The 19623-nt window shown below is 52.5% G+C and carries 20 protein-coding genes; 16 read left to right on the top strand and 4 right to left on the bottom strand.

Annotation, left to right across the window (positions count from 1 at the left end):
• The first annotated feature begins 2 nt into the window (after positions 1–2).
• The gene (gene purE, locus JJE36_04340) at positions 3–461 is read left to right on the top strand and encodes a 5-(carboxyamino)imidazole ribonucleotide mutase (protein MBK5211525.1); all 459 of its coding nucleotides are present in this window, start codon (positions 3–5) and stop codon (positions 459–461) included.
• On the opposite strand, the gene JJE36_04345 is transcribed toward purE, so the two are convergent.
• Complete coding sequence (locus JJE36_04345) at positions 451–1407, bottom strand: LysR family transcriptional regulator (protein ID MBK5211526.1); 957 nt, start codon at positions 1405–1407, stop codon at positions 451–453. The two genes, purE and JJE36_04345, sit on opposite strands and share 11 nt — an antisense overlap.
• 22 nt (positions 1408–1429) lie before the next feature.
• On the opposite strand from JJE36_04345, the gene JJE36_04350 reads away from it, so the two are divergent.
• The 4 genes from JJE36_04350 to JJE36_04365 all read left to right on the top strand — a co-directional run bounded on the left by JJE36_04350 (position 1430) and on the right by JJE36_04365 (position 4659).
• Entirely contained in the window at positions 1430–1645 is a 216-nt protein-coding gene (locus JJE36_04350) for a hypothetical protein (GenBank protein ID MBK5211527.1), read from the top strand.
• 167 nt (positions 1646–1812) lie between these two features.
• Complete coding sequence (locus JJE36_04355; protein MBK5211528.1) at positions 1813–2241, top strand: hypothetical protein; 429 nt, start codon at positions 1813–1815, stop codon at positions 2239–2241.
• Positions 2242–2911: 670 nt separating this feature from the next.
• The gene (locus JJE36_04360) at positions 2912–3763 is read left to right on the top strand and encodes an aldo/keto reductase (GenBank protein MBK5211529.1); all 852 of its coding nucleotides are present in this window, start codon (positions 2912–2914) and stop codon (positions 3761–3763) included.
• 29 nt (positions 3764–3792) lie between these two features.
• Positions 3793–4659, top strand: a complete 867-nt coding sequence (locus JJE36_04365; GenBank protein MBK5211530.1) for an EamA family transporter — start codon at positions 3793–3795, stop codon at positions 4657–4659.
• Between the two features lie 2 nt (positions 4660–4661).
• Here the strand turns inward: JJE36_04365 and JJE36_04370 are convergent, their stop codons facing one another.
• The 3 genes from JJE36_04370 to JJE36_04380 are packed head-to-tail and all read right to left on the bottom strand — an operon-like array spanning position 4662 to position 9076.
• Positions 4662–5204 carry a PaaI family thioesterase gene (locus tag JJE36_04370; GenBank protein MBK5211531.1) on the bottom strand — a complete coding sequence of 181 codons (543 nt, stop codon included), beginning with the start codon at positions 5202–5204 and terminating at the stop codon, positions 4662–4664.
• A 45-nt stretch (positions 5205–5249) separates the two neighbouring features.
• The gene (locus JJE36_04375) at positions 5250–7814 is read right to left on the bottom strand and encodes an AAA family ATPase (GenBank protein ID MBK5211532.1); all 2565 of its coding nucleotides are present in this window, start codon (positions 7812–7814) and stop codon (positions 5250–5252) included.
• Positions 7814–9076: a DNA repair exonuclease gene (locus JJE36_04380; GenBank protein ID MBK5211533.1), complete on the bottom strand. Its 1263-nt coding sequence runs from the start codon at positions 9074–9076 to the stop codon at positions 7814–7816. The genes JJE36_04375 and JJE36_04380 overlap by 1 nt, the downstream gene beginning before the upstream one ends.
• 122 nt (positions 9077–9198) lie before the next feature.
• Here JJE36_04380 and JJE36_04385 point away from each other — a divergent pair, with 122 nt between their 5' ends.
• The 11 genes from JJE36_04385 to JJE36_04435 all read left to right on the top strand — a co-directional run bounded on the left by JJE36_04385 (position 9199) and on the right by JJE36_04435 (position 19577).
• Positions 9199–9888, top strand: coding sequence for a hemolysin III family protein (locus JJE36_04385; GenBank protein MBK5211534.1), 690 nt, complete (start codon positions 9199–9201; stop codon positions 9886–9888).
• Positions 9889–9991: 103 nt separating this feature from the next.
• Positions 9992–10369 (top strand): hypothetical protein, encoded by a 378-nt coding sequence (locus tag JJE36_04390; protein MBK5211535.1) that lies wholly within the window; start codon positions 9992–9994, stop codon positions 10367–10369.
• 5 nt (positions 10370–10374) lie between these two features.
• Entirely contained in the window at positions 10375–12357 is a 1983-nt protein-coding gene (locus JJE36_04395) for a hypothetical protein (GenBank protein ID MBK5211536.1), read from the top strand.
• Between the two features lie 83 nt (positions 12358–12440).
• Complete coding sequence (locus JJE36_04400; GenBank protein MBK5211537.1) at positions 12441–12686, top strand: ATPase; 246 nt, start codon at positions 12441–12443, stop codon at positions 12684–12686.
• A gap of 12 nt (positions 12687–12698) precedes the next feature.
• The gene (locus tag JJE36_04405) at positions 12699–13286 is read left to right on the top strand and encodes a V-type ATP synthase subunit E (GenBank protein ID MBK5211538.1); all 588 of its coding nucleotides are present in this window, start codon (positions 12699–12701) and stop codon (positions 13284–13286) included.
• Entirely contained in the window at positions 13283–14368 is a 1086-nt protein-coding gene (locus tag JJE36_04410; protein MBK5211539.1) for a V-type ATPase subunit, read from the top strand. Before JJE36_04405 ends, JJE36_04410 begins: the two co-directional genes overlap by 4 nt.
• On the top strand, positions 14361–14693 hold the full coding sequence (locus tag JJE36_04415) for a V-type ATP synthase subunit F (GenBank protein ID MBK5211540.1): 333 nt from the start codon (positions 14361–14363) through the stop codon (positions 14691–14693). The genes JJE36_04410 and JJE36_04415 overlap by 8 nt, the downstream gene beginning before the upstream one ends.
• A 5-nt stretch (positions 14694–14698) precedes the next feature.
• A complete protein-coding gene (locus JJE36_04420) occupies positions 14699–16522 on the top strand; it encodes a V-type ATP synthase subunit A (protein MBK5211541.1) in 1824 nt (607 codons plus the stop codon).
• Between the two features lie 2 nt (positions 16523–16524).
• Positions 16525–17979, top strand: coding sequence for a V-type ATP synthase subunit B (locus JJE36_04425; protein ID MBK5211542.1), 1455 nt, complete (start codon positions 16525–16527; stop codon positions 17977–17979).
• A 12-nt stretch (positions 17980–17991) separates the two neighbouring features.
• Complete coding sequence (locus tag JJE36_04430) at positions 17992–18651, top strand: V-type ATP synthase subunit D (GenBank protein MBK5211543.1); 660 nt, start codon at positions 17992–17994, stop codon at positions 18649–18651.
• 59 nt (positions 18652–18710) lie between these two features.
• On the top strand, positions 18711–19577 hold the full coding sequence (locus JJE36_04435; protein MBK5211544.1) for a methyltransferase domain-containing protein: 867 nt from the start codon (positions 18711–18713) through the stop codon (positions 19575–19577).
• The last annotated feature ends 46 nt before the right edge of the window (positions 19578–19623 follow it).

The following is a 19623-nucleotide window of genomic DNA, read 5'->3' on the forward strand; positions in this document are numbered from 1 at the left end:
CGATGATAACACAGGCACCTCTTGTAGGAATCATCATGGGCTCGAAGTCGGATGAGGAAGTGGTGTCACAGTGCGCCGCTCAACTCGAAGACCTCGGGGTTCCCTATGAAATGATCATCGCAAGTGCCCACCGCGACCCCGAGAAAGTGCACGCGTGGGCGCAAGGCGCCGCAGACCGCGGCATTAAGGTGCTCATTGCCGCCGCAGGGAAAGCGGCCCATCTCGGCGGAGTGGTTGCCGCATACACGCCGCTTCCCGTGATTGCGCTACCGATGAAGACGAGCGATTTGGGCGGTCTTGATTCTTTGCTTTCGATGGTCCAGATGCCGACGGGAGTTCCCGTGGCGTGTGTGGCGATAAACGGTGCGAAAAATGCGGCGATTTTAGCGACTCAGATGCTCGGCACTTCGATGCCCGAATACAGAGAAACGATTATCGCTTACAAAAAATCTATGGTGTGACGTTATCTTCGATTTCTTCGGGTATTCCATCCAAACGTTTTTGCACGACACGAGCTTGAGCAGACAGGGCAGCCAATACAGTCGAAATGAGAGGACTGTATTCGCTGCCTTTTCTTACGGCCGCTTTCACTGTGCGGTGTAAGTTCATGTCGGCGAGTGTTTTGTAGACGACATCGTGTTTTTCACCGATGAAAGCAAGGGGCGGAATGAGGGCGATTCCAAGTCCCGCCTCGACCGCGGATAAGATGACCTTGAAGTCCATGGACTGGAATGTTGCGCGTGGGGAAAAGCCCGCTTGCGCAGTTGCCGCGAACACGAGCTGGAGCATGGAGGTGGCCTCCCGCCCGACGATCCAAAATTCGTCGGCAAGGTCGGCCAGTTTAATCGGCTCTTTCTGTAGTGCGAGCGGATGTTTGCTCGGAATCCCCAGATACACCCTTTCCGTGACGAGGTCATAGGTGCGAACTCCCGCGATGGGAATCGAAGGAAGTACGTTCCACTCGTAATAGACGACCACGTCGAGTTCCCCGGCGCCCAGCATCGGGATGGCTTCTTCCGGTTCGAGATCTGAAATTTGCAGAGTGAGATTCGGATGCCGTTCTCGAAGTTGAACGACGGAAGGTACGAGCAACCAACGTGCAGTCGTGGGGAACGCGGAAAGTCTGATATTACCCGTGATTCCGTGCCTCGCATCGACCAATTCGGCTTCCGCCCGTTCGATCGCGGCGAATATTTCCTCGGAGTTTTTTACCAAGAGATGCCCCGCATTTGTGAGTTTTACGCCACGTCCGTCCTTCTCGAGAAGAGGAACCTTGGCTTCTCTTTCAAGTGTGGAGAGTTGTTGGCTCACTGCCGACGGGGTCATGAAGAACGCTTCGGCGGTCGCCGCGATAGTCTTGCGATTCGCTACTTCTCGCAGTAGCTGCAAACGAGTTATATTCAGCATGACTTAATAGTAAGTAAAACTTATGCAATACGCAAGAAAAAGGTTATGTATCTTTACAGATAATCTTATTATCATTGGTTTAAAAGAAAAGAAATTACCTTCAAACGAATCGACCTCAAGAAAGGTGGCGATCGAAATGTACGATAGTTTCAGCGCAGGAAAGATGCATTACTGGAGAACTTTCGGAGTTATTGCCGGTGCTGTATTGATTGCCGGTCTTCTTTCGGCGATTCAGTAGTTTTCATCCAATTTGCTTCCCCCTTGTAGCCGCCGCCGAGTATCCCCCCCTTCCCACTTGGCGGTGGCATCCCTAGTACCACAGAACCTCCTAGCGATAGGGGGTTCTACTTTTTTGTCATACCGACATCATGCGTGAAAACTTTCGTTATAATGAAGACAAGATGATTGGATGAGATTATGGTTAAGCAGCCGATTCAAAATAAAATTATGGGAATGCCTCGCTCGAATCTCATGGCGACGCTTACAGACGCCGATGCGCTCACGGTATTCATCGCACACGCAATAGCGTTTGTGTTTACCGTTGCGGAGGTGGTGGTCGCGGCCGTATTCACGCCGATGCTTTGGCGGGCGTACGTGCACGCCGGCATCCCGGCAGTGGACTTTCCTTTGATTATGAGGATGATTACTTCTTTGAATTGGTATGGACAAGCGCTTTGCATTCTTGTGGGCAATGCCCTGGTGTTCTGGTTTTTCCAAGCACTTTCGAAACGTTCTTGGATCGGCATAGCGTTCATGCCGCCGATTGTGTACTCATTCGCAGCATTTTGTGTCAGCATTGCAATGATAGTTCCGTTTTTAGTCGTACCGAGGTAGAGCCGTGTCGCAAAATTCGAATCAACATAATCAATCGAACTTGAACAGTGCCGCTGCAACCGTGGCCGCCAAGCCTTTCGGCATCGGACAGTATCCCGAATCGTTGCTTGAGTTTTTCAACTGGGGAGCGTTTTCCCAACCTGTCCTTTGGGGGCTCGTTTACGGTATCTGGCCTTTGGTGCTCGCTGCGTTGGCATCCGATGTCGTTCCCTATATCTTGATGTATCTCTTTTTCAAAGACTCTCCCGAGTCGGTGAGAATATTGTCATATCAATTGATTGCACAGCAAACTTTGATGTCAATCGCTCGTATTTACGCCGGTGTTAAAGCAAACCGTCTGATCTGGGCACGAGAGTCGATGCTTGTCTCGACATTACGCAACGGCCAAGCGCGTTGGAATTTCGAGCGCTATTTCAAGGGACAATCTCGATGGGCGCGTTACGGCGTGTTGGTGATGATCGGCACCGCGGTGATGAGTGCGTATGCGAACTACGCGGTGTATGCGGCTTCAAACCCATCCGCCGCTCTCTATTTTGCAGTCTTCCCAATCTTTTTGCTTGTTGCAAGCGTACTGGCCGGCATCTGGATTTCGCGCAAGGCGCCCGTTCAAATGAATAGCAACGCCTTTACAGGTGTGACTTCTTTCATCGCCGATCCGATGCTGCAAGCGATGGAATACGACAGTCCGACATTCGTTCTGGAGAATTCTGCGAAGATACCCGCAGTCGGTTTCGGGACCTACAAGATATCTGCCGGTGAAGATACCCGCCAAGCCGTGCTTGCAGCACTACAGGCAGGATATCGTCATATAGATACCGCTTCATTTTATGGTAACGAAGAGTCGGTGGGGCAAGCTTTACGGGAGTCGGATCTTTCGAGAGACAGTGTGTATGTGACGAGCAAGTTGTGGCAGGATCAGCAAGGCTATGCGCACACGATTTTTGCGTGTGAAGAGACTTTGCTCAAGCTCGGAGTCAATTACCTCGATATGTATCTCATCCATTGGCCGGTCGAAGCAAAGCTGGAATCGACGTGGAAAGCCATGGAGCATTTGCTGCTGGCGGGTAAGGTGCGCGCTATCGGAGTGTGTAACTTTGAAATCGAACATCTCGAGCAGTTATCCAAAATCGCTTCGGTTATTCCGATGGTGAACCAAATCGAGCTCCATCCACAATTTTCTCGGAAAGAATTGCTTGCTTATTGCGAAAGCAATACTATTTTAGTGGAAGCGTGGGCACCCCTCATGCGCGGGGGAGTGTTCGATATTTCCGAACTGCAGGAAATCGGGCGGAAATATTCTAAAAATGCCGGTCAGGTCGCGTTACGCTGGGCGCATCAAAAAGGTATCGTCGTCCTGCCGAAATCAATCCATCCCGAACGCATCGCTGAAAATATCGACATCTTCGATTTCGCCTTGAGTGATGAAGATGTGAACATCATCGACGGCCTCGATTCCGATAACCGTATCGGACCGAACCCGAATACTTTTTCGTGGAATTGGCCGAAAAGCTCCCGGAACTAATCATAAATCTTTCAATCTTGAGGTAATACATGACCGTACTCTATGCATTCTTTTCCGCGTTGGGATTCGGAGTTTCCGATTACTTCGGAGGCGCGCTCAGTCGTCGTGAAAAATCAATCAATGTGACAGCGACCTCACAATTTTGGGCGTTTTTAAGCTATATCGTTTTAGTGTTCGTGTTTCCCGGGATTCCGTCGTTTTCGGCCTTGGGGTATGGCGCATTGGCCGGCCTCTGTATCGTATTCGGGCTGTACTTTTTTTACATGGCTTTGGCCGACGGCGTCGTCGGCGTCGTCGCATCGGTGACGGCATTGTTTTCCGCATTGGTTCCGGCTTTTTGGGGTCTTTTGCGTGGGGATTTATTTACCGTCCCGCTCATTGTGGGGATCGTAATCGCGGTAAGCGCCGTAATCGTTCTTACGATTCCTTATCATAAGCACGGAGGGGAGGAACTCCTCGAGCTGACTGGCCGCGTGGGGGACATGACGAAGAGGGTATGGCTGCACACGGTGCTTGCGGGCGCAGGTTTGTCCACCTCGATGATTTTGGTTTCGCAAACGCCGCGAGAAAGTGGCTGTTGGCCTTTGCTGGGACTGGGCGCGGTAGCGGCCCTCGCCGCGATGGTTTCGGCAAAAATCCAGACGGGGAACATGTTTGTGCAGACAGCGAGTATCATACCGATTGTGGGAATGACGATAAGCCTCGACGTGGCATACTCGATGCAGCTGTTCGCCGTTCGGTCGGGGGCATTGGCCGTAGCTTCCGTGGTCGGCGCATTGTATCCGGTGCCGACGATACTGATGGCATGGGGAATAGATAAAGAAAAATTGAATCGCAATCAAATAGCGGGCGCACTTTTGGCGCTTATCGCAATTGCGCTTATCGCTCTTTCCTGAAGTTATTTTTCCGGAAAGAGCACGGTTTCCGGGACGGGACGGGAGTCGGGTACGGTAGCGTTTTCCACGTCGAGCTCATTGCCGGCTATTCGTTCCACCGAGAGCTTGACGTAGCGACCCGTTGCTTCGGCGGCGACGGTTCCATCCGGTAATACGATTTCTCCCGAACCCTCGAAAGCTCTGGACTTATTGTTGGTGATTCGTGCGCGCCCCATTAAGACGGTATCGAGGGGAACCGGTTTGCGATATTTTACTTGTAATTCGATGGTGACGCCCCATGTTTCAAGCTCGTCGATATTTATGGCGCGTCCGATTAATTCATCGAGAATCGCCGAAGTTATTCCGCCGTGCATGCGATTGGGATAGCTCTGATGTTCATTGATTGCATTGAAAAGTCCGACGATTTCATGCTCTCGTGTTTCAAGAAACTGTGCATGGAGACCGAGTTCGTTGTCAGTGCCGCAGACGAAACACTCTTTGCTTATCGGCTGGGCTCTCGTGATGTGGTACTCGGTATATTTTTGTTCGATGTTGTTTTCAGCCATTTTAAAACTCCAAACGTGCCCCTCATGTTGCGATATTGTCACTCCCTATTCTATAACTTCGAGGTTGAACTCTTTCCATTTCGAGGTGAACTTCTGATCGGTTTCCCGCTCATCCTTCGTAAAGTAGAGGACTTGATGATTTTGCGCGAGAAGAGTCAGCTCCACAAGTGCAAGTATTTTACGCTTGGGATCGAAGGTTGCGAGCACATCGTCGAAAACAATCGGCAAATTTCTTCCGTAATCAGGCTGAGCGCGCAGGATACCCAACCGCAGGGCTAAGTAAAGCTGGTTCAAAGTACCGAGTGAAAGACGCTCGGCGACAAGCTCGACCCCGTCGTTTTTCAAAACCTTGACGGGTTCGCTCGCTTTCGAATCGATGGAAACTCGCACGTACAAGTTGTCGGTGAGGCGTGAGAACGCCTCACTTGCTTTCTCGATCACAACGGGAACACGGTTTTGTTCGTATTCCGTAGTTGCAGAATCAAGGAGCGAGTATGCGATTGATTTGGTCAGGTATTCTTTGGCGATTATGGCGATTTTTGCCGTAATCGCAGCTTTTTCACTCTCTTTTTCAAGAAGTGCTTCATCCTCGGCCGCCGCCTCCACCAGGCCTTTGAGTCGACCGCATTCCGAAGAATGTTCGGAATGCCGTGCCTCCAGGTTGCGAATTTCTGCTTCTGCAACGACTTTCAACTCTTTGAGTTGCGGCAGAGGTTCGTCCTCGTCGACGAGCGGGACGAAGTTGCTTTCAAGAAACTGCGCGGCTCTTTTTCGTGTAGCCGAAGCAATCGTTTCTCCTTCGGTGGCGACTTTGAGAGCAGCGCTTGCACTTTCGATTTTTATGGTGATTTCGCTGAGATCCCGTTGGGATTGTTTCGCTTCGGAAAGATTTTCAGAGAGGCGTTCGATGTCCTTTGTAGGCATAGTGTCCTCGCGTCCGAGGCCATAAACCTGCGTGCATAGAGCGATTACTTTCTGCTCCCATGCATCGATTGCCCGCGTGTAACGATTGAGTTGCAATCGTGTTTCATCTCGTTTTTGGAAAAGCTTTGCTTTAGCGGTGATTTTTGCAATGAGGCGTGGGACTTCGGAGGGCGAAGCATCTTGCGTAAGATCGGGAAAGTTATCGTTGAGGAAGTCCGTCCATGCGCGCATGACCATGCCCGACGCCTCACCGGCGCTCAATGCGTCCGTTTTGTCTGTAATCAGATTCATGTGGAGCTGTGAAATTTTGCTTGTTATTTCTCGTCCTTCGCCATCGTTTTCTTCGGGGAGACGGTTTGCAGATGTGATTTCGATCAGAACAAAGGCGACTAAACCAAGTATTACTGCAATCAGCCCTCCGATGGTTTGCCGGGCGAGGAATACCAACGCGAGTGCGGCGAGTACACTCGGCATTATCGTGACGCCCATTGCGATTTTAAGCGACATCGTCTTTCGTGTGTTCGTACGCGGGTCGGTTTCTTCGAGCCGTTTTTTGCACGCTGCAAGCTCGCTTTCTGTGGAGGCGAGATGCACCTGTGCGCGATTTGCGGTCTCCTGCGCATCGAGAACGATTTCTGCTCGCCTCGTTGCTTCGGACGAAAGATAATCCGCATCGATTATTGTCGGGAAGTCGGGGATATCCTTGTATTTGGCCAAATCGTCTTCGATTTGCGAGAGGGTTTCTTCCGTCTGTACCCTGTTGGTCATCTGATCTTCAATGAGAGAGGCATCTTTGGCCGCGTCTTGAATGGCGTCGCTTAGTCCGAGGATATTTTTCGGGCATTCTTGCTCTATTCCATTGCGTTCAGCTTCGAGGTTTTTGAGTTTCTTCACAACTTCAGACGTAGCGACGGAATATTTTTTTAAATCGGCTTCTGCAGTTTCCAGTTGCGTGAGAATCCGAGTGGCATGCGTGTATCGTTCTTGTTCTGCGGCGATTCTTTTCACCAAATCTTTGTCGGAGGCGTCAAGTTTTTCGATGGCGCGACTGTTGTCGTAAATCTCACGGGATTTCTTTCGTAAATTTGCGAGTTCGTCATTGACCCGAGTCAACTGCTCTGCTTTTTTGTAGAGCTCATCTGTTTTTTTATCCAAGCCCAAACGCATGATATCGCCCCGAAGTTTTTCCAACTCGTCGGTTGGGCTGTTCGTCAACCCGTAGCTGGTGGATATGAGGCGGGAAATGACGGTGCTTCCTTTACCGGGAAGAATGTTCTCCAAATCGAACTCGGAAATGTTCCAGATGGTCTTGTAGTCTTGTTCGCTCACTCCGCCGATGTATGATTCGAATTCTCTTTCGGCAGCGGAGGAGGAGTATTCGGCGCCACCGTCGACTTTGCCGTCGGGGCTCGTTCGGGCGATGGTATGGAGACCGCTGTTCGATTCGATGGTCGCGCGAATTTCACGCGCCGCCGAGTTTTTCGCCCAATATGACGGATCGGTGTGTTTTTCGGTTGAGCCTTTTCTTGGCAGCCCGAAGAGGGCGAATCGAATCGCGTTGCGTGCCGTCGTCTTACCGGTTCCGTTGGAGCCGTATATGATGTTGAACGCGGGAGAAAAATCATCGAGCCGGGCATCTTGTATCTGACCGAGCTTCTTTATATGAAGTTTTTTCAAATAGGCCATTACTCGTTCTCTCCCATCAGATGACGATAGAGCAATTCCTGTGCTTCGAGAAATAAACGTTCATGTGCTTCCGGACTGTCGAATTCTTCGACGAGTTCGGGCATGAGCGTTGAGAGATCTATTTTCTTTCCCTTGAGATGTTTCGTTATGAAGGGCTCTGCGAAAAAAATCGATGCTTCCGTGCCGACGATATCGGCGATGAACTGATTGCTTGTCGCCGAAAAATATTTGTGGACATCCCCTTTGGTGCGGTCGATGAGTTTGTCGTCGAGCGTTATATCGGGCAAACTTCCGTTGAGCGCTTGCGTACTCGAAGAAAGGAGTGCATCGTGGTCGAGCAATTCGTTGAATTGCCGCGTGCCGGTGAGCACCAAGCGGACGATCGAGGGTCGCACGGCTTTCGCCTCGCCTCGTTCGTTGAAAGTTTTTAGAACTGTGGGCTCGATGGCTTGAATGACTTCCGCCATGTTTTGGCACTTACCGATATCGATTTCGACATGGACGAAGTCGATTACCCCCGTCGGGAGCCAAGAGTAGGTTGCGTGCCCCTTGTCGAGTGTCACCAAGTAACATCCGTGCCGTCCGACTTCTTTGATATTGAGTGCCTGCGGGCTGCCGGGATAGACGACGGCGGGGTTTTGTTTATTGAGAATCTGTTCGAGATGTATATGCCCGAGCGCCCAATAATCCATGCCCGCTTCGACAAGGTCGTGCAGTGAGCAACGGGCATAATGATCCGATGTCGAATCGGGCGCGACATTGGTGTGGAGAATGCCGACGGCGTTTTGTTCCGGGCCCCGATGATATCCTTTGGCGAAGTTCGAAGTTTCCTCGGCGGTTTGATAGCTACGCCCATAAACCGTGCAGCTTTGCGCTCCTTCGATGTCGATATCGACTGCTTCGACTCTCTCGCTCGGGAACGTATGGGCGTTTTTCGGAAGAGTCAATCGTGCGGTATCTCCGAGCGGATCATGGTTACCGGCGGCGAGAAAGGCGCGTATTCCGACATCGTCGAGGCGTTTGATACCTTCGACGACGTGGGATTGAGCTTGGAAATTTCCGCTATCCGCATCGTAGAGATCGCCGGCGAAACAAACGAAATCGACCTCATGTTCGCAGGCATAATCGATGGTTTTATCGAATGCGGACAGCGTCGCGTCACGTAATTTTTTTCCGAGTTCCGTACTGGTCGAGGTCACGCTGGAAAAACCGGCTCCGAGATGAGTGTCCGCGACGTGGAGGAATTTTATGGGTCTCGGCATGGAAAGACCTTTCAAAACAAGTTCGTAGTTTACAACTGAATACATTGTAGCCGAAGGGGAGGACATCGGTCTCACTTCTGGAGCTCGCTGCCACGACGCTTGCGCGGTGGTATAATCGGTGCATGAAGCAAACGGCAAATAACATAAAGGAGTCCTCGAAAAGAACGTTCGAGGTGCTCAAACAGTATTCGGTGGGCGAGGAAATCGCCAGTAGCGTACTTCATGGGCTCGGCGTCATCTTCGGTATAGCCGGCTTGGCCGTCATGCTCGTATTCGCGGGGTTGCAGGGCGACGGCTTCAAAATTGCAGCGGCGATAATTTACGGACTCTCCATCATTCTCGAATATACCGCGTCAACGTTGTATCACGGTCTGACGAACGGGAAAGCGAAGCGAGTCTTCAAAATACTTGATCATGCAGCGATCTATCTCCTCATCGCCGGGACCTACACGCCCTATTGTCTCGTCACTTTGCGCAACAACAGCGGAGTTCGTTTCATGATAATCATCTGGTCGTTTGCGGCGGTCGGAATTGCGTTTGAAGCATTCTGGGTTTTTCGGCCGAAGTGGGTGTCGGTGCTCGTATATCTCGTTATGGGCTGGATGATTGTGTTCAGCATCGGCGACTTGGTGGCGGCATTGCCGAAGACGGGTATTGCTCTGCTTTTTGCGGGGGGCCTCGCGTATACCGTGGGCACGGTCTTTTACGTGCAGAAAAAAGTGAAATATCTCCACCCCGTTTGGCATCTCTGGGTATTGGCGGGTACCGTGTTGAGCTTCTTCTCGATTCTGCTCTTCGTTATCATTCCTTAGAATAAATTTATAGGTTGTTCGACCGGTCATATTTTTCACAAATACATATATAATGTGTCTGCGTGGCTCTACATAAAACTACAAACACCGGGGGGTGCGTAGTATGAGCAAACCCATGCGGGATGAGAAAGTCGGTCAAACGGCTGCCTCGGCTTTGGAGGGCATTCTTAAAGTCGAGTCGGTAACGTCTCGCGAAATTGAAAAAGCGCAGCTGAGCGCCAAAGATGTTGTAACGCGAGCTCAAGCGAAAGTGCCGACGATCACTGCGGAGATCGAAAAACGTACGCGCCTGACGGCCGACGAAAAAACGCAGGATATCAAAACACAAACTCAACAAAAAATTGCAGAATTACAGCGACACGGGACCGAAGCCTGCGACGAGATGTCGAAACATCTTGCCCGGCATTTCGATGAGGCGATCGCCTATGCGGTGCACCAAACGGTCGCCCCCGATGCCGATGGAAGGAACTCGATATGTTAGTTCCCATGTCGAAGGTTTATATCATCGGTTTGAAGAAGTATTTCCTTGATGCGCTTGAAGAACTGCAGACATACGGCAAGGTGCATCTCACCGATTTGTCGGATGGGATAGCGAAAGGTGAAATGCCGATTGAATCCATGCGACTTTTCAAGACCTCCGAAGAAGAGCTCGACGAGCTCAGATCGCTTAAATCACGGGGACAAATACTGATAAAAAATCTCTTCGGTAATCCCGGTATCGACAGCAATTGCTCTTCGCTTGAGAGAGAAGAGAAGTTAAGCATAGCCGCTTTGGCGAAGCAGGCGAACGAATATTTCGCGGCGGCCGAACCCGAGGCGTCGGGTCTTGTGCAAAAAGTCGAAGATCTCAGCGAGGAACAGGCCGAACTTTTGCAATACGAACCGCTTCTGGTGAAAATCGAGCCGACGGTCAAGAAACTCGTCGGGGACAAAGACATGTATTCGACGGCGATAATCGTCGAGGCGCGATTCCGTGCGGCGGCAAATGAGTTGCGCGATATGTTGGAAAAAATATCGGAGGGTGCTGCGACGACTGTGGTGAAATCACTCGGTGATGAAATGCTGGGAATCGTCGTCGTCGTCGATAACGAGCATGCGCCGATTGTTCGACAGACGCTTTCCGATGAGCACGTCAACCACATAAAATTGCCTGGCACGTTCGAAGAGCTCCCCTTCAGCGAAGCGCTGAGAGCGATTCACGAACGAATCGAAATCCTTCCCGAGAAGATCGATAAAGCGCAGATCGAACTTGCTCTTTATGCAGAAAACCAACGCGAAAAATTGTGCGAGACGACATACGGTATCCTCAATTGCATTCATCAACTCGAGGCGATCGAACAGTTCGGGGAAACGGCATATACGTTCGTCATCGCCGGCTATGTGCCGAGCGACGAATTGCCTGAGCTCAAGAAACTTCTCGAAGATAAATGGGCGAACGGTGTTGTCGTCGATGAAATTCCCATTGAGACCAAAGAATACAGCAAGGTGCCCGTCGAACTTGAAAACGGGGCGAGATTCAAGCCGTTTCAAGCCGCGCTCGGTATTTGGGGACAGCCGGTTTACGGCACCTTCGATCCTTCGTTCATTATCGCGATGTCGTTCCCGTTCATATTCGGCATGATAGTCGGAGACGTCGGCTACGGGCTTCTCCTTTTGGGGTTTTGCCTCTTCTTCAAATGGAAGTATCCGAAGAACGGAGTCGTCCAAGCCTTCACCGGAGTACTTGCTCCCGGCGGTCTCATGGCAATTGTGTTTGGTGTGTTCTATTTCGAGTTTTTCGGAAATTTGGCAAGCGAATATATCCCCGGCCTCAACACGCTCAAACCGATACAAATCACCTCGAGTTTCAGTCTACCGTTCATCCGAACGTCTTCGGACATGATGATGACTCTGTTGGTGATGGCGATCAGTATCGGATTCATCGAAATAGTTGCCGGCTTGATAATGGGAGTCGTCAACCATAGGCATATGGGAGAGCGGAAAGAAGCTATCGAAAAAAGCGGTATTTTAGTGATTTTGTTTGCCGTTTTAGCCATGGTTACCTTCAAGTTCGTGCCGGTGCTGACATCCGGTCTGAGTACCGAAAGCGCGGCGATTGTGAGCTATCTCATCTATTTCGTGCTCGCCGTCGGTTTTATCGTGAGCATTGCGGGCGGGGGCATAATGGGCGCCATCGAAACGATGGAATCGGTTTCTCATATCGCAAGCTATATTCGTATCATGGCGATCGGGCTGGTCGGCGCACTGTTGGCGGATGCGGCGAATAAATTGGCTTTCGTCACCATGCCGAACGCGGCCGGTATTTTCCTGGCCCTCATTTTGCACGTTCTCAATTTCGCCATCATTTGTTTCAGCCCTTCGATTCACGCGTTGCGTCTAACTTTCTTGGAGTTCTTCGGAAAGTTTTTGGAAACAGGAAAAGTCAGTTATAAACCGTTTGCACATGTGGGAAAGGATGAACAATCATGAGTCGAATCATGCACTTTTTGCGGGGCGGTAAGCAGTTCGTCGCACTTACGGCATTCGCGTTGTTTGCCGCACCGGTTGTCGCCATGGCAGCTGTGGCGACCACGACCGTCGTAGATCCGAAGGTGCAGGTGGCAAAATATTTCTCGGCGGCAATCGCCATGGGCGCCTCGGCTTTGGGGGCTGCTTATGCGCAGGCGAAAATCGGATCCGCCGCCGCAGGCACCCTTGCCGAGAATCCCGATGCAGGCGCCATGCTACTTGTCTTGCAAGCGCTCCCGGAGATTATCGTTTTGCTCGGTTTCGTATCGGCACTGATTATCGTCGGTTAGAGGTGAGCGGCTATGGCAATCAAAAATATTTTGGTTGCAATTGAGGAACAGGCGAGAGAAGAGATTGCAGAAATTTTGCGTCTCACCGATGAAAAAGCAAAGAAACTTCTCGATGAGACGCGGAAATCGGCTGAGGCCGAGGGCAGACGTTTCGTCGATTCGACCGTTTCGCGCGATGAGCGAGAGGCTGTTCGTGCATTGCATAGCGCGTCGATTGTAAACGGCCGTTCGCTTTCGGATGTGAGAGCGAAAGCGTACGCACACGTAGTCGAACAGGCAGGCGTCGAACTTACAAAAATAAGGGCGACTGAAGGTTATCAAAAAATCATATGTGCTTTATGCAAGGATGCAATCATCGGTCTCGGAGAGAGCGTGATCGTTCACGTCGATCCGGTCGACGGCGAGGTCTTGAACTCGGAGTGGTGCAGCAAGCAGCAGTGCGTTCAACATGTCGAAATCATGCAAGATATCATCACGACCGGTGGCATTAAGGTCACGAGTGCCGATGGTCGCATCATGCGCGACAACACGTTCGAAGCACGGCTTGACCGAGTCAAAGACGCCCGGGCGAAAGAAATTTGGCAGGTATTGGACTCATGATCTCTCAGAGCGCGCTCTCCACCATCGAGTACGCCAATGCCCGCGTGCGATCCCACCGTGCGCGTTTGTTCAAACAGGCGGATTACGATGACATGATGGGACAAGCGAGTCTTGAACAGCTGAGAGTGTATCTCGGATTCACAAAGTATGCGTCCGATATCGAGGAAAATTCGCTGACGCGAACGGGAGCCTCGGTAGTGGGATTCGCAGTCAACTCGTTTCTTCAAAATGAGTTCGAGTGGGTTTCGAAATTTTACACCACCGCCAAACGACGGCTTATCGATGCGATTGCCGGTGAGTGGGATTTTGCCGATCTCAAAACCGTGGTGCGCGGCATTTATTCGGGGACGAGTCCCGAGGAGATTATCGCATCGTTTTCAGGCGCGGGGATAGTGATTTCACGTGAAGCGCTCAGTATGCTGGCAAAGCAAAAAAGTCTGCAAGACGCTGTGGCGTTGGCCTCGACGCTTAACTTCCCCTATGCGAATGCACTGCGCTTAGGCGCCGAGCGATTTGCTATAACCGAGGCACTCGTTGAGTTCGAGGCGAGCCTCGATCAGGCATATTTCGCGTGGGCGCTCGGCTTGCTGGACCATCGGAGAGGGCGCAACAGCGTCGTCTACACATATATCCGCGAAAAAATCGATATTCGCAATATCATGACGCTTGCACGCGTCATCGTTTCGAACGAAACATTCGGCACTCGAAACGAAGCCGCTCGCTATTTTCTCATCGGCGGCACCGCGGTGACCGATGCGAAAATGTTCGCCCGTCTCGCCGCATTGCCATCGCTTGAAGACCTTGCGCGGGCGCTCGGTACAATACCGTTGCGTAAAGTGATCAGAAGCGAAATCGCCGAGTATCTCATATCCGATTCGCTTTCCGAGCTCGACCGCGCGCTCAATCTTTACTCGCTGAGAAAGGTGGTCAAAATCGGTCATCGCGATTTAGCCGGCGTCGGCTTACCGATTGCTTACTTACTTGCGTTGGAAAATGAGACGATTGATATTCGCATCATCGCCTATGCGAAGGCATACGGTATTCCCGACTCCATGATTCGCGAGGAGATAGCTCTTGTATAAACTCGTTTGCATAACGGACGGTAAAACTGCCGACGGGTTCAAACTGGCGGGAATCGATGTCGAAATCGCAGAGTCGGTCGAGGAGGCGCACGCAGCCGTATCGACGATACTCGACGAGGACGAGGTCGGCATAATAGCTCTCGACCAACGTCTCGCCGATGCAGTCGACGAGCGTCTCAGCCGTAAACTTGAAACACTGTATCGTCCGGTGCTCGTCATGTTGCCTCTCGGTGACAGCTTGGATACGCAAGATCTCTTTCAGCAGCGCTTGAAACGACTAATCCGTCGAGCCGTCGGTTTCGACGTTACTTTGAGAAGGGAGTGAGCGAAGTGGGGGGTGAAAACACTGCAGCCACGGGCCTCATCGAACGCATCACCGGCCCGGTCGTCGGCGCGAAGCGGATGACCGGCGCACGCATGTACGATATCGTGCGAGTCGGCAATGTCGGTCTCATGGGAGAGGTCATCCGTCTTGACGGTGATCGAGCTACTATCCAAGTCTATGAGGAAACCGCCGGTCTGCGTGTGGGGGAGCCGGTGGAGTTGACGCGCGCGCCTCTCACCGTCGAGCTCGGACCCGGTCTCCTCACTTCGATTTTCGACGGGATCCAGCGTCCTCTCGAGCTGTTGGCTGACATTTCCGGCACTTTCATCGAGCGCGGAGCTCGCGTCCAAGCGCTCGACCATGCGAAGAAATGGAGTTTTACTCCGCTTGTCGCCATCGGCGATGAGATCTCGGGTGGTATGGTGCTCGGTTCGGTACCGGAGGGCGCCTTCGTACATAAAATAATGGTTCCTCCTCTGCAGAAAAAAAGCAAAATCACCTTCATCGCCCAAGTGGGCGAATACACGCTTGACGATAAAATCGTCGAACTCGAAGAGGGGATCGACCTCACGCTCTCGCATCGGTGGCCGGTGCGCAAATCCCGTCCGTTCGTCAAAAAACTCGATCCGTCGGTGCCGTTTGTCACCGGCATGCGCGTGCTCGACACGTTATTTCCCATCGCGTTGGGAGGCAACGCGATCATCCCGGGAGGATTCGGTACCGGTAAAACGGTTACGCAGCAGTCGCTTGCGAAGTGGGCCGACGTCGACATCATCGTCTATGTCGGGTGCGGGGAGCGCGGAAATGAAATGACTGAAGTGCTCACCGAGTTTCCGGCGCTCGAGGATCCTCGGACCGGACAACCGCTCATGCAGCGTACCGTTCTGGTAGCCAATACGTCGAACATGCCGGTGGCCGCCCGTGAAGCGTCCATCTATGTCGGTGTCACCATAGCCGAATACTATCGCGACATGGGTTATTCGGTCGCCATGATGGCCGACTCGACTTCGCGGTGGGGTGAAGCGTTGCGTGAGGTTTCCGGTCGGCTTGAAGAAATGCCGGGCGAGGAGGGCTACCCCGCATATTTGGCGACGCGACTCGCCGCATTTTACGAACGAAGCGGTCGTGTCGTACCGTTGAGCGCGAACGTATGCGAAATCACCCATGACAATACGGAGAAAGAGCCTGCTGAAAGAGTCGAACGCTGTGAGGGCTCGGTCACGATGGTGGGAGCGGTGTCTCCGGCCGGTGGTGACATGTCAGAGCCCATCACGCAAAATTCGTTGCGTGTCACGGGGGCTTTTTGGGCGCTCGATACCGATCTGGCCCACAAACGCCATTTTCCCGCAATCAGCTGGACGAAAAGCTACACGTTGTTTTTGGCGCAAGTCACCGGATGGTATGAGGAGCATGTCGCCACCGATTGGCAAGCGACGCGTGAGCGCGCCATGTCCATCCTCCAAAAAGAAGTCGAGCTTGAAGAGGTCGTCCAATTGGTCGGCCCCGATGCGCTTCCCGATTCCGAGAAAATATATTTGGAACTTTCGCGAATGATTCGAGAAGATTTTCTCCAGCAATTTGCTTTCGACGAGGTCGACGCCTATTGCCCCATCAAGAAGCAGCACACGATTTTGCGCCTGATCATGGTGTATGCGGACAATGCCGTCAAGGCGATGGAGCGCGGAGTCATGCTCTCGAGTATTTTGGTTTTACCGTTGCGTGCCGAAATCGCGGGGATGAAAACATTGCCCACCGAGGAATCGGAAGTCTATGCGGAAAAACTATTCGTTGAGATACGAACTTCGCTCGATGAGTTGGAGGTGGGTTGATAATGGGTAATGACAAGAGTGGGGCGAGTGTTACCGCCACTGAGCGGAGTCGCAAACCGGTTGTCCCCTCAGCTCTCTCGACCACCTACTATCGCACACTCGGCTCGGTGGCGGGTCCCTTGATAGTCGTCGAGGATGTGGCCGAAGTCGCCTATGACGAAACAGTCGAGATCAAGCTTTCGGATGGGACGTTTCGGCACGGGAAGGTACTTGAAGTCGATGGAATGCGCGCCGTCGTGCAGGTGTACGAGGGGACAAGCGGCATCGACATCGACATCGCTTCGGTGCGTTTTCTCGGCGAAGTCGCCAAGATGGAGGTCACTCCCGATTTGCTCGGGCGCGTGTTGAATGGAACCGGCAAGCCGATTGACGGAGGTGCGCCGATTTTAGGAGTCGCGCGGCGCGATATCAACGGTGCGCCGATCAATCCCTCTCAGCGTGAGCAGCCCGCAGATTTCATCGAGACGGGTATTTCGGCAATCGACGGTCTCAACACGCTGGTGCGCGGTCAAAAACTTCCGATATTCACCGCTTCCGGCTTGCCGGCAAACGAGCTCGCCGCGTTGATCGTCAAGCAAGCGCGCGTGCTCAGCGGCGAGGAATTCGCCATCGTCTTCGCCGCCATGGGCATTACCAACCGTGAGGCATCGTATTTCGTGAAAACCTTCGAGGAGTCGGGCGCTCTCGATCGCGTCGTGCTCTTCATGAACTTGGCGGATGATCCGACCGTGGAGCGGATTTTGACACCGCGCTGTGCTTTGACGGTCGCCGAGTACCTTGCCTTCGATTGCGACATGCAGGTGCTCGTGGTGCTTTCCGATATGACGAACTACTGCGAAGCCCTGCGCGAGATTTCGACCGCGCGCGAAGAGGTGCCCGGGCGTCGCGGTTATCCCGGCTATCTTTATACCGACCTTGCGAGTATCTATGAACGTGCGGGACGAATCAAAGGCTCGAAGGGGTCGATTACGCAGTTGCCGATTTTGACGATGCCGGATGATGATATCACGCACCCCATTCCCGATTTGACGGGATACATTACCGAGGGGCAAATCGTTTTGAGCCGTGCGCTTCATCGTCGTGGCATTTTCCCGCCGATCGATGTGTTACCCTGCCTCTCCCGTTTGATGAACTCGGGTATCGGTGAAGGGAAAACCCGTAAAGATCACAGCGCTCTGGCCAATCAGCTGTATGCCGCTTACGCCCGCGGCATCGAACTGCGGCGTTTGGTCGCCATCGTCGGTGAAGAAGCGCTCGCCTCCGCCGATTTGAGCTACTTGAAATTCGCCGATGAATTCGAAAAGCGTTATGTGGGGCAAGGCGCCACCGGGCGAACCATTGAAGAAACGTTCGCCCTTTCGTGGGAATTGCTGACGTTGCTTCCCGTCGAGGAGCTCACACGGGTGAAAAAATTCATGGCCGAATACTATCCCGAAAAGCTCGAACAGACCGAGTAGAGGAGGCGCGCGATGGAAGAGATTCGCCCGACGCATGCGCAACTCCTTTTGCTGCGTGACCGAATCAACGTGGCCACAGGGGGTATGGCGCTTTTGAAAAGCAAGCGCGACGCGTTGCTGCTTGAATTTATGGATGTCGTCGATGTCACACTTCATCTTTCCGACGAGCTCGCCGAAGTTCTCAAAAAGGCGCAATACGTCTTCGAGATAGCTCGCGCCATCGACGGCGAGGCGGCCGTACACTCGGCGGCTTTGGCTTCAAGCGGTGAGGTGCTCGTCGATATCAGCGGTTATAAAGTCATGGGCGTCGCCGTCCCGATTATCAACCAAGCTCCGCGTCCTCCTCGTACGCCGTTCACGCGCGGCTATTCGCCGACGAATGTTTCGGTTCGTATCGACGAGGCGGCCCTCGGCTTTGAAAAGGCGGTTTCGGCAATCATGAAGTATGCCGAGGCTGAGACGAAACTGCATCGGCTCGGTGCCGAAATCAGCAAGACGAACCGACGCGTCAACGCACTCGAGCAAATACGAATCCCCGAGCTCAAAGCTCAGGCGCGGTTCATCGAACAATCGCTCGATGAGCGTCAGCGCGAAGAGCTCTTCCGGCTCAAAAAAGTCAAAAAGAAAATCGATCGTAATGCAGCGGCGAAAAGAGCCGAGCGGCAATCGTAGAATTGCGTACGGCTCTTCGCGCTTACCTTTGGTCGCAGACTTGCGGTATACTGGAACGCATGCCTATTAAAAAAGTAAATACTGAGGTACTCGCTCTGCTTCGTTGTCCGATATGTCAGTCGGAGCTTCATGAGGATGCTTTGGCTCTCGTGTGTGAAAACAATCACTCTTTCGATCGCTCGAAACTCGGCTATGTGACGCTCCTGTCTGGAGATGCCATACAAAACACCGCCGATAATCTGGATATGGTTTTTTGTCGACAGCGTTTCCATACGCGAAACTACTACAAACCCTTCGCCCAAAAACTCGCCGACGAGGTTGCAGCGGTGGTGCCGAGCACGGGGGCAATCGTCGCAGACATCGGTGCCGGTACCGGATATTATTCAGCGGTGCTCACCCGCGCCATACCCGGTATCGAAATCGTTGATTTCGATTTGTCGAAGCGTGCCCTTCAGCGTGCGGTCCAATTGAGCTCGGTCATCACGGCGATCGTTGCCGACACCTGGGCGGGGCTTCCCGTCAAAGATGAGGCGTTCGACGCACTCATCAACGTGTTCGCTCCCCGAAATGCCGAGGATTTCGCGCGCATCGTCAAGCCCGGGGGATATGTTTTCGTTTCGACTCCGACTCCCAAACATCTGCTTGAGATTCGCGAGGCGGCCCATCTCATCAGAATCGGGCGTCAGGATTCCGATAAAAAAGCCGACCTCCGTGAAAAAATGATTCCGTACTTCGACTTGGTGAAGACCGAGACGATTGAGTTCCCGTTGGCCTTCGACGAGCGTTCGGTCTATGACTTGGTGATGATGGGTCCGAACGCCTATCATACCGACGGCGACGAGCTCCTCCATGTCATCGGGGAACTTCAACGCCCAATCGAGGCGACGTTTTCAGTGGACCTTCATACGTACCGCAAGCAAATATAGTCGGCGCAACCTTTTTCGATATATCGTATAATGAGGGTAGCCTTGA

It is taken from the genome of Coriobacteriia bacterium, assembly GCA_016649875.1.
In the GTDB taxonomy this organism is placed as follows: domain Bacteria; phylum Actinomycetota; class Coriobacteriia; order WRKU01; family JAENWW01; genus JAENWW01.